The organism is Phocaeicola vulgatus ATCC 8482, assembly GCF_000012825.1.
Taxonomy (GTDB): domain Bacteria; phylum Bacteroidota; class Bacteroidia; order Bacteroidales; family Bacteroidaceae; genus Phocaeicola; species Phocaeicola vulgatus.
On sequence record NC_009614.1, the window covers coordinates 522,894 to 538,697 of the forward strand.

Annotated in this window: 9 protein-coding genes and 1 pseudogene; all 10 read right to left on the reverse strand. The window is 40.8% G+C overall.

The genetic code is table 11. The features are described from left to right. Positions 1–4,323 carry a hybrid sensor histidine kinase/response regulator transcription factor gene (locus tag BVU_RS01855; protein WP_011964723.1) on the reverse strand — a complete coding sequence of 1,441 codons (4,323 nt, stop codon included), beginning with the start codon at positions 4,321–4,323 and terminating at the stop codon, positions 1–3. Positions 4,324–4,498: 175 nt separating this feature from the next. Beyond that, the gene (locus tag BVU_RS01860) at positions 4,499–6,196 is read right to left on the reverse strand and encodes a RagB/SusD family nutrient uptake outer membrane protein (protein WP_011964724.1); all 1,698 of its coding nucleotides are present in this window, start codon (positions 6,194–6,196) and stop codon (positions 4,499–4,501) included. Between the two features lie 19 nt (positions 6,197–6,215). Next, entirely contained in the window at positions 6,216–9,485 is a 3,270-nt protein-coding gene (locus BVU_RS01865) for a TonB-dependent receptor (protein ID WP_011964725.1), read from the reverse strand. 28 nt (positions 9,486–9,513) lie between these two features. Then, entirely contained in the window at positions 9,514–10,500 is a 987-nt protein-coding gene (locus BVU_RS01870; RefSeq protein ID WP_011964726.1) for a FecR family protein, read from the reverse strand. Positions 10,501–10,564: 64 nt separating this feature from the next. Further along, entirely contained in the window at positions 10,565–11,167 is a 603-nt protein-coding gene (locus BVU_RS01875; RefSeq protein ID WP_008667655.1) for an RNA polymerase sigma factor, read from the reverse strand. A 2-nt stretch (positions 11,168–11,169) separates the two neighbouring features. Further along, positions 11,170–12,426: pseudogene (locus BVU_RS01880) on the reverse strand (MGH1-like glycoside hydrolase domain-containing protein); the annotation flags it as partial. Between the two features lie 97 nt (positions 12,427–12,523). After that, positions 12,524–14,137: an IS66-like element ISBvu4 family transposase gene (locus BVU_RS01885; protein WP_011964728.1), complete on the reverse strand. Its 1,614-nt coding sequence runs from the start codon at positions 14,135–14,137 to the stop codon at positions 12,524–12,526. 68 nt (positions 14,138–14,205) lie between these two features. Then, the gene (tnpB, locus tag BVU_RS01890) at positions 14,206–14,715 is read right to left on the reverse strand and encodes an IS66 family insertion sequence element accessory protein TnpB (RefSeq protein ID WP_008671451.1); all 510 of its coding nucleotides are present in this window, start codon (positions 14,713–14,715) and stop codon (positions 14,206–14,208) included. Positions 14,716–14,727: 12 nt separating this feature from the next. Further along, complete coding sequence (locus BVU_RS22115; protein WP_105093527.1) at positions 14,728–14,931, reverse strand: hypothetical protein; 204 nt, start codon at positions 14,929–14,931, stop codon at positions 14,728–14,730. Positions 14,932–15,090: 159 nt separating this feature from the next. After that, on the reverse strand, positions 15,091–15,771 hold the full coding sequence (locus BVU_RS01895) for a zinc metallopeptidase (RefSeq protein ID WP_005842367.1): 681 nt from the start codon (positions 15,769–15,771) through the stop codon (positions 15,091–15,093). Positions 15,772–15,804 lie beyond the last annotated feature (33 nt).

The window sequence follows — 15,804 nt, forward strand, 5'->3', positions numbered from 1 at the left end:
TTAGTTATTATTTTTATACTCAGTCAAAGTCTGATTAAATGCTTTTTTAAACGCCTTGCCAAAGTAACCGGGATCAGAGAAGCCGACGGCAAAAGCGACCTCAGAGAAAGACATACCACTTTGTATAAAACTTTTCGCTTTATTCAACCTATAATTCTTTATATATTCTATCGGAGAAATCCCCATGATACCATTCACTTTCCGATTGAATACAGAGCGGCTCATATTCATGAACTCTGCCAGATCATTCACCCGCAGCCCTGGATTACTGTAATTCTCTTCCATAAATCCTACCAGCTTCTGCATAAACAACTCATCCAAAGGAACAATTTGCGACACAGGATAAGCGACGGCTTCTAAAGGTTCTTTCTTCGGTTGAGCACCATACTTTGACAAAAAAGCCGACTGAAGCACTTTTCTTTGCCTGATCAAGTTCTCAATTCTCGATTTTAAATAATCGCTGCTGAAAGGTTTAGGTATATAATCATCAATCCCTAATTGTAAACATTGAATACGATCCTCAACAGACGATTTTGCAGAAAGGATAATAAGAGGGATATCACAGGTATTGACATTCTCCTTGATGTGCCTTATCAATTCAATACCATCCATACGCGGCATCATAATATCCGTAATAATAAAATCCGGAATTTCCTCTTCTATCTTTTCCAATGCCATCACCCCGTCGGCAACTCCAACAACACGGTAAGTGCCCGACAATATTTCACATATAAATTGACGCAACTCCGCATTATCCTCCACTACCATCACTTTTACTAAAGTTTCTTTTGTTGCCGGAGGCATGTCCGGCAAAGATATTTTATCATTTTGTTCCGGTTCCGCCAAGACCGTTTCCTGTTCTTCCGAAGTGTCGTTCAATATATATTCAACATTTTTATCCTGAGCATATATTTCTTTTCCTTTATGCAAAACCAGTTTGAATACACTTCCTTTCTTTACTTCACTTTCGACCTGAATTTCCCCATGCAGCATTTTAACCAACTCATTCACCAGCGAAAGCCCTATACCCGATGAAGGCTGCATGTCATTTTCCTTGGACACTGTAGTGAAACGTTCAAATATGGATGGCACTTTATCTTTAGAGATGCCAATACCTTCATCTTTTACGGCAATCGAAACAAACTGTCCGCTTTCCATCACAATCAAGGTAATCGACTTGTTATCCGGTGTATACTTAAAGGCATTGGAAAGCAAGTTAAAGATAATTTTCTCGAACTTATCACTATCTATCCACAAAAAAACAGAAGGCAACGTTGTCTGAAGAGAAAAATTTATATTTTTTTCTGTTGCCAACAACCGGAAATTATCCATTATATTATGAAGCATGATAATGATATCCCGGTATTCAATAGTCAAGCCCATTTTTTTATTCTGTATCTTTCTGAAATCCAATACTTGATTAATGAGCAATAACATACGATTGATATTTTTCTGAACCAATTGAAGATGATGCCGGGTCCGGGAAGTCAAAGGCTCCTGGGACAACACTTCGGATACCGGACCGGATATAAGGGTTAAAGGAGTACGTAGTTCATGTGAGATATCAATAAAAGAACGTACTTTTATTTCCGCCAATCTTTGTTCCATATTTACCTTATGCTTCAAATAGTAAATATAGAAAAAAACATATCCGATAGCTAAAGATATCACCAAGACAACAACTAGATAAAAAGCCTTAGCCCAACCGGTTTCCCAAAAGATGGGTAATACCTGTAAAGTAACCGTTTTCACAGTGTTCATCCAAATACCATCCCCATTGGTCGCCTTTATCTGAAATTGATATTTTCCTGCCGGAAGACTTACAAAACTAACCGAGTTCTTCTTACCTATATAATACCATTGATTATCATCCAACTTATAAGCATACTCGATATCCAAGGAATTAGTATAATCCAACGCAGCAAATGAGATGGTAAAATTCCTCCGCCGGGTAGGGATCTCTAAATAATCCGCATCACTCAATACATGAGACAAATTATCCTCCGAATATTTTATACCTGTCACTACAATAGGAGCTTCATAAGTCTGCTTAACGATACTATCCGGAGAAAAGACAAGCATACCGCCTTCTGTACCCATTAAGATATCCCCTTGCCTGTCTGTAACCGGAAGACATTCACTATAATTAAAAGAGCGATTGAAAAAAGTTTCTCCAAAAGACTCAAAAGTCTGATCGTGCACATCAAACAGAGTGATATCCGTTTCCGAGCCGATCCATATATTATGATTTTTATCTTCAATCAAGGCTCTAGCCAACGGAGATGTCTCTTTGCCGAACGACCGGAACCGAAGTTCATCAGATAATAAATTTGACGAAACCAACTTACAAAGGCCACCTCCATAACAATAACAATAGATAGTTTCATCCGTCGTTCGTAAAACAGACATCACATCAGCACTACACAATCCGTCAGTCGCCTGCGGACGAGGAAGGTTAAGATAAAAACGAATATTTTCGTAATCCGAAAAATCAGAAGAAAAAGTGATCAAACCTTCTATAGTACCCACCAGCATAGTATGACCGGGTCCCTCCACCATACAACGAATACTGTTGGTACGATTAATAGGAAAACCGGACAATTTATTCTCCGCATGAATAAAACGTATCGCCCCATCTTCCTTTTCCTCAACCAAATTCAATCCGCCACCGTAAGTACCAATCCAAATACGTCCGTTATGATCCTCATCAATGCATGATATTTTATTGTCACTGATGGAATAAGGATCCGACGGATTATTCATATAATGATATACCTCATAATGATAAGGACGATTCCGAGGAACAAGTCTGAACAATCCGTTTTCCTTACTGCCAAGCCATATTGTCTGCGCCTGATCCTTCAGCATGACATAGATTCCACCTTCTGCAAAAACTGTTTCCGTTTGAGCCAGTTCCCCATCAGGCGACAAATAACCCAACAAGTTTTTCTGTGAATCCATAATACGTATAATCCCTTTCTTTGTTGCAATCCATAAATGTTCGTCGCTATCAAACAGAAATGATTTTGTATCAAAATAATTGTCCAACTCCCTATAAGTATAGGGACTGGGCGGAAAGAACATTTTTATAAATGAGCGCTGGGATTTGATCCACAAATTATTTTGTTTGTCAACATAAGTTGTTTTAATAATAGGAGAATAAGGTATATGATTCCTTCCCGGTGTAAAATAGACTTTTAGCTCCCGGCTCTTTTCGTCATAATAACTGAATATACCTTTATAAGGAATAGTCCAAACCACTCCGTTAGGATCTTCATAAATAAAGAGTTCATTTTCCGGAGAAGAAGCCATGTATCCGGAAGGAGTATTCAAATATTGTTTCACTCCGGTTTCCGGATCAAGCCGGATAATTCCCGGCAATCCGGTAAATATCCATAGAAATCCTTTAGAATCCTGGTAGACTTTTCTCACAGCCGCATCATCATGCCCCGGAAGAGAGAAATCATATTTCTCCATCGCCAGTTCAGGGAAACGGCATAGGTACAAACCTTTATCAGACAAAACAGCCAGCTGATTATCTTTCAACACTTTAATTCCGTTTATATGCTGAATCTTCTCTTGAAAAGGAACGATGTTGAATTGCATGGTATTTACATCATAATAGGCTAGCCTGCCATTCTGTGATGCAAGAAAAACAAGATTATCCATTGTTTCGAACATAGAAAAGGGATATGAACTAATGGTCCGCTTGCCAAATATGCTAACTCCCTTGTCACTAAATACCCATTCCTCTCCCTGTTTATCTTCAAAGACCCTACTGACTTTCCCCAGTTCCACATCATCAATAGCTGTAATATACTGAATCCCTGAAGAAACAGTACACTCTTTATCTGAAATTCTGAAACATCCTCCATTATTTAAAGTAACCCAAGTAATCCCTTTGAATAAAGGATACAAATTTTCTATTTGCAACGGAGTATTAAAATGTTGTTCATACTGTTTCAGAACATTGATCAGCTTATTTTCACGAATATCATATAAATACAGGCTATGACGATCGTATGCAATCATCCATAAATTGCCGTCGGCCGTATTCTCCAGCCGCTGCATGTGCTGGTTCAAAAGAGAATCAAACTGAAAAGTTTCGAAATCGCGTCCATCAAACCGGCTTACCCCATTCCAAGTACTGACCCATATAAAACCATTATGACTTTGAAGAATCTGCGCCGGATTACTTTGAATCAATCCGTCTCTCACTGTATATTGGCGTGCAACACAAATAGGCTGTGCTTTGACAAAACCCCAATGAAGAAGTAAAAACAAAGTACACCATATGTATTTTAACTTTATTGTGTTTCTCATTTTACATCGATTTATCAAACAAGTACAAAGATAACCAAATGTAGATTTCCTCCTAAGATAAATTGCCAATTAGACATAAAATACAAGGTTAAAATAGAAAAAAACGGCAACTTTGGTATAAGAACCAACAGCTGCCATTTTTCCTAACTACCTTTTCACCCTATTTCCTACAAGCCTATTTATATCCCTCATTTTGTAAAAATTCATCTTTATTCGTTATGGCGTCTAATAAAGTTTGCGGAAATGGACGCAACATATGATAAGCTTTCACATTTTTACCGGCATCAGGATTTCCGGATTTTATCCGGCGGATAAATATTTCACTTCCCATTCGTTTCAAATCAAACCAGCGCAATTGTTCTCCGACCAATTCCCGAGCACGTTCATCCAATATGAAATCAATATCCTCAATGTCACTTTGAGCAACTTTCATAGCCTCCTCTTTGCCAGCCTTAGCTCTTTGGGCACGAAGAATATTCATATAAGCCAACGCATCTGCTTTGCCGGCTTTTGCTCCTGCTTCCGCCACAATTAAATACATTTCTGCCACACGGATTATAAAAGCATCCCGTGTTCCACGATCCTCGTTCACCGTAGCACGAGTAGGGTCTTCAAATTTAGAGATAGGCATACATTGTTTCTGACTTTTTACAGAACCATCTTCATGATAAATATCTGTCCGATCAAGTATCTGATAACGTCCTTTGGCCCACTGACGCTTTACCTGAGGAACAACATCTTTTGTTATCCATATAGCAGTATCCCCTTGTACCATATAAGGGTAGTTATCTCCGGTTTTTCCTCCATTAGCCTTCCATAACGAACGGAAAGTCACTTCAAAACGTTGGTCTATATTCTCGTCATAACAATCCAGCAAATAACGCGTCGGCATATAGTGATTAAAAGGACGACCATATTCTATGCTTCTGACCATACCGGGCTGGTCATCATATTTCATACAGAAAATCAAATGAGTATGGTTACCGCCTGAACGAATTATATCATTATCCATCTCCTGATTATACAACTGATTGGTAGAAGAATAATCAATATACCAAATCACTTCTTTATTGCCATTTCCATCAGAATTTTCCATATCAAATACTGAGGCAAAATCCTTTGATAACTCGAAAGGACCATTATCAATCACTTCTTTTGCCAAAGTATAGGCTTGTTCATACAATGCTTTATCATTCAATTCACTTGCTCTAGTCAATAGCAAACGAGCCTTCAAGGCTTTGGCAGCCCACATGGTAACACGCCCTCCATCAGCTTGCGCAACAGATAACCGGCTATCCATACAGAAATCCAAATCTTCAAAAATATGAGTATAAATCTCTGCCACCGAGGTTTTCCTAGGTGCCATAACAATAGACTCCGATGGCTGATCCGTATAATAAGTATCCCCAAATGTTTCCACCAGAATCCAATAATAATACGCCCGTAGGAAACGCACCTCTGCTTCTCGTTTGCTGGTAAGTGTCTTATCACTGAACGGAACATTCTTTACATGATAGATGGCTGTATTACAAAAGTTGATCGCTTTGTAAAAACGGTCATAATACTCTTTACTGATAGGATTGGTCCCATCAAAATCATTCTGATAAGAAACAATGGCGGGATAATCACAACCACCGCCCGGAGCCAATATATCCGTTCCCGTTTCACTGAATGCCATAGCAGCAGACTTTCCACCCCAAAAACGCAAGGGAGTATAACAAGAGTTAATCAAAGACTCAAAACCTTTCTCAGTATCATAATAACCACCTTCGGTAGTAACCGCACTACGATTGTGTTCTTCCAAAAAATCAGAGCAGCCCGAGCAAACCATAAGAGTAGCTGCCAATGCATATAATAATGTAATTCGTTTCATAATTTTCATTCTTTACCAGTTAAAATTCTACATTCAGACCAAATACAAGTTGTTTTGTCATAGGAAAAGAAATACTTCCTCCCTGTTCGGGATCATAATTATCAATCTTGCTGAAAGTAAAGAAATTCTTTGCTGTAGCATATACACGGAGTTTGGATAGATTGAGATGTTTCAAAAGTTCCGGTTTGAAAGTATATCCCAACGTAATATCGCGTATTTTAAAGAAAGAACCATCTTCATACTTCAACGTTGAATAGTAAGTAACCTGTGTATAACTCTTACTTTTATTAGGACACGGAAAAGCATTGGTAGGGTTCTCGGGAGTCCAGTAATCTACATTTCCACCATTTTCCAACGCATTGATACGATACGTAGTATTATAATCATACGCAATCCACTGACCCAAACGAGCATACAAGAATACAGACAAATCAAACCCCTTATAATTAAAAGTATTATTGAAACCAAAAGTTACATCCGGACGCTGACTGTAAATGATACGATCATCTGTCGTTATGACACCATTACCATCCACATCCTGTACCTTTATATCACCCGGTTCCTGTCCATTGGCAGCAGCGGCAGCCTCTTCACCCAATTGCCAGATGCCTTCTTTCTTATAATCATAAAACACTTTGAAAGGTTCTCCTACAAACCAAGCATTCGCCTCATCCTTTAATTGTCCCGAAGCAAGTTCTTTTATTTTTTCCCTATTGTGTGACAATGAGAAATCTGAGAACCAGGAGAAGTTCTTGTTTTGAATATTAACCGTACTCAGTGTCAAATCAACACCAGTACTTTCAGTCTTACCGATATTTTCCATAACCGAAGCATAACCGTTAATAGATGGAATTACACGATTCATTAAAATATCCCGGGTTTCTGCCTTGTAAATATCAATACTACCTGAAATACGATTATTAAAAAATCCGAAATCCAGACCAAGGTTATACTGCGTGGTAGTTTCCCAAGTCAGTTCCTTGTTTGACATCGTTTTAGGATAGAATCCATAAGCTCCCTCATTATTGAACGAATAAGTGGAGTTACCCAGCAAACCAACGGTTTGATAAGGATCAATAGCACATTGGCCAGATTGTCCCCAACTCAATCGGAGTTTTAAATTTGAAATAGCATCCACATTTTTCAGGAAATTCTCTTCATTGATACGCCAGGCCAGTGCTACAGACGGAAAGTATCCCCATTTCTTACCTGGTGCAAAAACAGAAGAACCATCGGCACGCAAAGAAGCAGTCAGCATATAGCGATCCATCAATTTATAATTAACACGCCCAAAGAAGGAAGCCAGATTTTGATCGACCAGTGAACTCTTTATAGTGATTTCTTTTTCATTGGAATACAAATTATGGAACCAGTTATCAGCATATACTTGTCCCTTTCCACCTGCATAGGTATATTCTTTAGAGTTGAGAATCGTACTGGTTCCAACCATTGCCTGCAAATTATGGATATCAGAGAAGTCCTTTGAATAAGTCAGCACATTCTCCCATGTCAGATTACGTGTCATGGTGTGCTCCTTATAGGATTGTGAATCCTTGCCACTTCCCTGCAACGAGTTCTTATCACAGAAAAAGCCTCTACGCACATTCACTGAGTTCAATCCCAGCGTCGTACGGAATAAAATATCCTTGGTGATATTCCAGTTCAGGTACAAGCTGCCGAAGAAACGCTCCTGAATGGTATTATCCACACGCATACCCTCCTGATCGTCAATCAACGGATTCATCTGAGTATTATAACCGGGAGACGGATACATCACTAAATTCCCCTCCTCATCATAAGGTTTCGAGATAGGAACAATTTTATTAGCCATATTCAGCGGACTATAACGATTATTCTTATCTACATAGGCATAGATAATGTTTGTCCCTACCTGCACATTGTCAAACAATTGATGGTCCAGTGCTACACGGGCATTATACCGTTTATAATTATCATCCTTAAAGAGTCCCTCTTCGCTTCTGTAACCCAAAGATATATTATGTTTGGTTTTCGTATTGCCCCCAGATACAGACACCTCATAATTTTGGTTAAATCCGTTGTGCATCAACATGTCACGATAGTTCGTATCATATCCTTTTTCCAGATAAGTCAGTTCTTCAGGAGCAAATACAGCAGCATCCTCTGCGTATTTTCCTGTTGTTCTGTCCCGATAGGCCTCTCTTTTGTATTGGGCATATTCTTCAGCATCCATGATATCAGGATAATCAGTTATCATGGTAGAAGAAACAAAAGCATTAAAGGATACTTTTGACTTTCCTTCTTTTCCCTTTTTAGTCGTAATCATAATAATACCATTCGCACCCCGTGTTCCATAAATAGCTGTAGAAGAGGCATCTTTTAACACTTCAATAGATTCTATATCAGTGGGATTTATATCTAGCGAGGTACCATAATCAATACCATCCACAAGAATCAACGGAGCATTACTAGCCGTCAATGAACGCTCTCCACGGATCGTAAAATTAGGTGTGCTTCCTGCTTGCCCCGAAGAGTTTGTAAGATCAAGTCCGGCTACTTTTCCTTGTAATGACTCCAAGGCATTGGTAGTAGGAATAGCTGTGATATCCTTACTTTTAATAGAAGCAATAGAACCGGTCATATCCCTTTTCTTTTGCACACCATAACCTATTACTACGACTTCTTCCAAAGTCTGGTTGTCTTCTTTCATTTGTACATTCAATGTCTGCTGATTTCCGACAACTATTTTCTGTGAAACATAACCGATATAAGAGAAGACCAAAGTGGCATCGGCATCCACTTCTTCCAACGTATAACGTCCGTCAATATCCGTTATAGTTCCTCCGCTATTTCCTTGAATAACTATACTTACCCCAATCAGCGGTTCATTATTAGCATCGGTTACCCTACCGGTGACTCTATGCCTGGAAGCCTGTACTTTACCGGAAGATGCCAGTACTTGTCTGGCAAGACTCACCACAATGGTGTTATTCACCTTGCTCAATTGCAGACTAGTTTGTTTCCTGATTTGCTCTAAAGCCTGATCGAAACTTACATTGTCCAAATCAATATCGATCGTATTATACTTTTGGACAACACTCTCATCATAGAAAAACTCATAACCGGAAAGGTTACTCAGTTTCTTGAACACATCAGCCAATTTCACTTTACGCATCTGCAATGTAACTATCTGATTCAATTCAACTTGTGCTGCATGCACGGGGAAAGCAGCCATGGATGCCGAACCTAGCAATAAGGTCGGTACAAGCAATACTCGGGCCCACGAAGCCCTCTTCGCATGTTGTTTCATAGATCTTGATTATTTAATTATTAAGGTATTATTTATATAGAATATACGAATTGTTTGCTTTCCTGTATTTAATGCCCGTAGCCAAGCGAATGGACTCCAAAACCGCCTCCAAACTCCTATTATCATGCGTACCCGAAAGGAAATTGTTAAAGACAAAACTTGAGTCTAATCGTATAGTACAATTATACACCCGTTCCAACCTCCTCGTCACTTCTTGTATCGGAGTACGGTTAAAGTATAACTTGTTCTGCATCCACAACATATAATTTTGAGTATTCACATGCTCACGCTCCAGATGCATATTGGTTTTATCCAATACCAATTGCTCGCCGGGGGTCAGTTTCAATTGTTCTTCGCCGAAATTCATCAGCACCTTTCCTGTGCATAGAGTCAGTTGCAGTTCCTCACTATCTTCATAATTATTCAGATTAAAAGTAGTACCCAAAACACGTATTTTATAATCCTGACTTTGAATAATGAAAGGACAGTCTTTATTTTTAGCTACATCAAAATAAGCCTCTCCCTTGAAATGAACGTAACGGCCTTCTTTTCCAAACTGCCTCGGATATTTCATATAAGAGCCTGCATTCAAGATCACTTTTGTCCCGTCAGGGAGCACCACTTTTTGTCTTTTACCATAAGGTACGTGTATTTCATATTGAGCAACCTTCATGCCTGCCGGATTAGCAAAATAAACTACGCTCAAAACGATGCAAAGCAATATAGCCGCAGCAATGCTCCCCCATTTTTTTACTAAATAGATAGAGTGATTCCGACGCCTATCCTCGTAATTGCTGATAATTTGAAGTGCCTGACGCTCATTGGAAATCCATTCCTCCCATGAGGATGAAGACTCTTCTTCACCAGTTTTCCATAAACAAGCAGAAGCTTCATCAAAGTCTTTTGACTGGTCTGTCTTTGTGTCTGCCAACAGTTCCTCAATATCCTTACAGGTATAAATACCGTCAACAAATCTTTTCCAAACCGAATAATGTATCTTTTGTTTTTCTTTCATTATGCATTTCTTTCGTTTCTCTATAAAGGATACGAATCAAAAGCAAAAGGTGGGGATAGGAATCTTATGGTTTAACGTATTTTAATATGATTAGGCTTACAAGTATTGGACAGGCACTAATGAAAGGGATCAGATAAGCACGAATTTTCTCTAACGCATTTTTTATATGATCTTGCACAGTATAAACAGACAAACCAAGTTGTTCAGCTATTTCTTTATGAGACAGTCCTCTATTCCGGCTCAATTCGAAAATCTCCCGTTGGCGCGGACTCAACTGTTCCAAAGCCTGTGCAATCAATTCCTTAATATTCTTTTCTTCCAGACTCTTCTCTACATCATCTACATAATCAATGGCCTGTTCCATCAGTTTTTCGTATAGCACAGATCGGGCAGACAGAGAACGAAATATATCGTAAATACGATTTCTTGCTATAGTATAAAGAAAAGCGGAAAAAGACTGCTCAATCCGAATATCTTCCTTCTTTTCCCAAACGGTCAAAAAAATATCTTGTGTTATATCCTCAGCTATCTCTTTATCCTTGACAAAATGGACACAATAATAAAGGACCTGGGACTTATAAAAAGAGAAAAGATGGCTGAAAGCAATCTTGTCTCCATTTATAAGTTTCCGAATTAATTCCCGCTCTATGTCAAAAGGCAGCTTCATACCTAGAATTCAGTAACGAATGGTTTCCCATCCAACCATGCAGCCATATTCAACACCAGTAAATTCCAGTTCTGAAAACCTTTATTCAATACCGGCTCACCATTATCAGGCAGATAATATTCATGTAATGCCCCGAAACGTTCATAGTCACGTCCCAAAAGCAAAATGGTCTTTTCCGCCAATTCCCGGGCCTCTTCCGTAAATCCATATTTCACCAATCCACGAAAGACCAGATAATTCACATTAATCCAAACCGGACCTTGCCAGGAAGACGGATTCCCACTGGCACGTACATTATACATTTTTTCCAAAGGAGACAAAGTACGGATTCCCGCCGGAGCGTTAAAGGAGCAAGTATCATGAAAATGAATCCGCACTATTTCCTTTGCTTGCTCCGGAGTGGCAATTTCAGCCCACATCGCCATAAATCCGCTCCACACACTAAGACGCTGAATCAAACAATCATAATCACGCGGCTGCCCTACGTGCAGAAACAATTGTCCCGGGTACAGCCCCTTTATATCCGGTTTCTCCACCGGAAGCAGATTCAAATCCACACTATAATAAAAACGGTCACGCGGGTCCCAACAATGTTCTTGTACCTTTCCTTTCAATACTGCCGCTTCTTTCTCAAAGGAAACTGCTATATCATCCAAATTCAGACAGCCGGCCAAGTATGCCATAGCCTGTAATTCGCGATACATCAACGCGTTCAAGAAGATGGATCCCGAACTGCCCTGAGGACGATAAAAAGTACTGGGATCATTATCAACTCCGATAGCCTCATCAGTTTCCCAATAGAATAACCCAGTTGCCTTGTGACGATGAAAATTCAAATATTTACAGACAAATGACTGCAACGTATAAAAATCATCGCGCAACCACTCCGCATCCCCGTTCATATTGCGGACAATAAAGGCGGCATGTTGCGCCAATGTAGGTTTGTGCATATTGCTTTTCCAAGGATTCCGTGTTTTCAACATCTCTTCGCGGCTAGGGGCATTCCGTTCTATCCAGATAGGAATCCAACCGTCCATACCTCCATAGTGCAAGGAATTGAGGATGCATCCCTGTTCATACTTCAGGGCCTCCTGCTTATCCTTTTCCGTGCCGTTCTCTAATAAGATTTGGCGCAGAGCGATGTTGCTCAACCAAGAATCCCAATCCCATAGCATATCTAAGTATTGATTACTTCCCGGAGCAAGGAACGGAAAGACTAAAGCTCCTCCGGCTTCACGATACATGCCTTTCATATCTGTAAGCATTCGGCCTCGTGCGTGTTTCTCTCCAAGTTATAATAAAGTCAAAAGCCAGACGAAGCATGTCTGGCTTTTGACTTTATTATAGCTTTCCTGTTTATCCTTTCCAATTAAATGGCAGTAAATCGGTGTAATCGTTTTTCTCTTCTCTTTCTTTCTCCTGTACCCTAATCAGCACGTCCTGCATCCATAGTTTTGGGTTCACCTTATTTTCCCTACAGCATCCCATCAGTGAAAAGAAAATTGCCGCTGCATGTGCTGCCTCATGTGATCCGGAGAAGAGCGTATTTTTTCTGTTTAAAGTCAACGGCCTTATAGAACGCTCCACCGGATTATTGTCAATGCAGAACTGTGCGTCATTGACATATCCGGACAGTTGTTCAAAGCGTGTGTACATATAGAACATGGCCTTGGCAATAGGCGATTTATCGACCGTATGTCCATATTCCTCCTTGCACCATTTTTCCAGTTCTTTGATAATAGGGTACGATTTTTCCCGGCGAAGCTTTACCACCGCCTCCCCTTCCAGATGTTCCATTCTGATTTTCTCCTCCACGGCATACAGTCCGCCTATTTTTCCAAGTGCATGCCTTGCTCTGGGAGGGTCATTTCCTTCCGCTTCCACAAAGTTGCGCCTGACGTGCGCCCAGCAGCACAGATGCAACTTTCCGGGTAGCGTGTCGAACTTGTCATATACTGCAAAGCCGTCACTCTGTACCACCCGGACCTGTCCTGCCAGCAGTGTGTCTATTCCGCTGCTGCCACGGCCCTTGTGATATTCAAAGAAGGGGGTATGGAACCGGGGCAGATAGAAGTTCCACATATACCCGCGGTGAAGAGCACCGGGCCGGTCGCTTTCAAGTACGGGATGGGGTGTCTCATCGGCCATGACGTAATAGCTGTCCTTGACCAGTTCACGAAGTTCATTATAGATTGGTTCCAGACGCTGTGCGGCAGCCATCATCCAGTTACTTACGGTGGAAGGACTCAGATGGATTCCTTCACGCTCAAAGATATCCAGCTGTCTGTGCAGAGGCAGGTGGTCGTAATATTTGGCGGTAGCAATGTGGGCCAGTACACTTTCCGAGGCATTGCTGTGGGGATGTGCCATTACGGGCATGGGAGCGGTTATGATACGACCGTCGGCGAGCCGGTATTTAGGACGGATGATGCGTTTCACATAGAATCGGGCGGGACTGACAGCATACTGTTCGCTCACTTCCTCTCCCAGCTTCGTCGCTCCCTCCAACGAAAGGCCTTCCGGCATGGGAATGATAATCTCCTCACGGGGAAGGGACGGGTCGATGGGCTTACGGGCGTGGGGAGTGATCTTTTTCGTGAAGCTTTTACGGAAACGATTGTAGCCATTCTCCGATGTGACGGATTTCCCAGCGGTTTTCTGTTCTTCCGCTACCGGGTCATTGACATCGGACGGAGACTCGAAACAGATGCTCAGCTGGCCGGCATCTTCGGGAAGATGACGTTTTTCACTGGATTTACCCCATAAACGGCGTGTCAAGTCAGCCAATTTCCATCTCAGATCGGCAATGACGGCTGTACAGGCCGAGATTTCTTCGACCTGGCGGGAATACTCCTGCAAAGAGGCTTCGTATTTTCTCTGAAGTTCCGCATGCTCCTTTTCAAGGCATTCATGTTCCTTGCGCAACTCTTCGTACTCTTCCAAAGTAAGGGTAATAACCGGTTCTTTCACTGTACATCCACTTTTTATTATGTGGCAAAGTTATCAAAATAAAACTGCACGGCTTATAGAATGGGGAATTACTTTTCAACTGTTTTCCGATACTTTTTAACAGTAAGCAGCTCATTCAGGCGATTCCAGGAAATTTGAAGAAAATCCTTCTTCCGTTCCTCCTTTTTCAAGAGGAAAGAACCGCGATTCAGACGACGGCATTCCAGACGGTATTCGTCGTCGCACCGATAAAGGATATGCAACCTGCTACGGGAGCGGTCGGGAAAAATATGACAGCTCTGCTCTGACACGCAGGAACCCGTGTGTCGGATGACCTCGCCACAAAGACCGTCAATACCTTTATGGAAATTACAACCTTGGGGATAAAGGTAATAAGACCAAAAAGGACTGCTGCGGAAAAGGCCAAGACCTAAAGGGAGAAGTAGGTCCTGAGGGGAATGGATACCAAGGCTGGAAGACGAAACTTTATAACGACGGCCGCCATCAAATATGAAAAGAACAGAATCAAAATGGTTAGACTCGGAAAAGAGAGTACGTAGTTTATCACTTTCGCTAGAAAATTCTAATACTGAACACATAATGGATTAAGATTATAATGAAGCCACAAAGGTAGGAAGGAAAAGAGGGGAAAAAAACACGCACGAGGCCGAATGCTTACTCATATCTTTATAAATATGGGCACGGCACAATTCTTTGTATTTTGCAATATTCTCGGGAGTACGTTCCGGCATTTGTGCATTTAGCATAAACGGGAAACAACAAATTGTTAAAAAGACCAGTAATTGTTTTTTCATAGGTATTATCTCATTTTGCTGACAGGGCAAAAATACAAATTAAAACGAAAAGAAAAAGAGATTAAAACAAAAATTATTTCGAAACTAATCAAAATATAACTAGAAAAGGCTGCCCGCAGGCAGCCTTCTATAATAAAAATATATTTCCCTTATAAGGTCTTAGTCACGACGTCCCATATAAATCATTATATAGTAAATCAGTGTAGCCAACGAACTAAGTGCCGCAACCACATACGTATAAGCAGCTGAACGCAGCGCATCCTCTGCCGCATGATGGTTATATGAATTTGTAATTCCGGCCTTGCTCAACCATACCAACGCACGCTGGCTGGCATTGATCTCAACAGGCAACGTAATAAAGCTGAAAAGAGTGGTCATGGCAAAAAGACAAATTCCTGCCAACAATAACTGCGGGAAAGTATTCACCATCAAAATACCTGCCAGTAACACCCAAGTCATAATAGAAGATGAGAACTGCACCACAGGCACCAAAGCCGAGCGCATCTTTAGCGGAGCGTATGCACGCGCATGTTGCACGGCGTGTCCGCATTCATGGGCGGCAACTGCCGCAGCAGCCACACTGTTGCTTCCATATACCCCTTCACTAAGGTTCACCGTTTTGTTTGCCGGATTATAATGATCGGTCAGCATACCCGGAGTGCTGGTTACACGCACGTCATAGATACCGTTATCATGCAACATTTTTTCAGCCACATCCTTTCCTGTCATACCGCTGGCCAAAGGCATCTTCGAGTATTTCTTAAACTTGCTTTGCAGACTATTCTGTACAATATAGCTGATTACCGCGATTCCAATAAATAAGATCCAATACATTGACATAGTTTTGTTCTTTATAATTCTGTTGTTAAATAT

Coding starts and splice junctions, on each gene's coding strand:
- BVU_RS01855 (WP_011964723.1), bottom strand. CDS start 4,323: ATGAGAAACACAATAAAGTTAAAATACATATGGTGTACTTTGTTTTTA.
- BVU_RS01860 (WP_011964724.1), bottom strand. CDS start 6,196: ATGAAACGAATTACATTATTATATGCATTGGCAGCTACTCTTATGGTT.
- BVU_RS01865 (WP_011964725.1), bottom strand. CDS start 9,485: ATGAAACAACATGCGAAGAGGGCTTCGTGGGCCCGAGTATTGCTTGTA.
- BVU_RS01870 (WP_011964726.1), bottom strand. CDS start 10,500: ATGAAAGAAAAACAAAAGATACATTATTCGGTTTGGAAAAGATTTGTT.
- BVU_RS01875 (WP_008667655.1), bottom strand. CDS start 11,167: ATGAAGCTGCCTTTTGACATAGAGCGGGAATTAATTCGGAAACTTATA.
- tnpB (WP_008671451.1), bottom strand. CDS start 14,715: ATGTGTTCAGTATTAGAATTTTCTAGCGAAAGTGATAAACTACGTACT.
- BVU_RS22115 (WP_105093527.1), bottom strand. CDS start 14,931: ATGAAAAAACAATTACTGGTCTTTTTAACAATTTGTTGTTTCCCGTTT.
- BVU_RS01895 (WP_005842367.1), bottom strand. CDS start 15,771: ATGTCAATGTATTGGATCTTATTTATTGGAATCGCGGTAATCAGCTAT.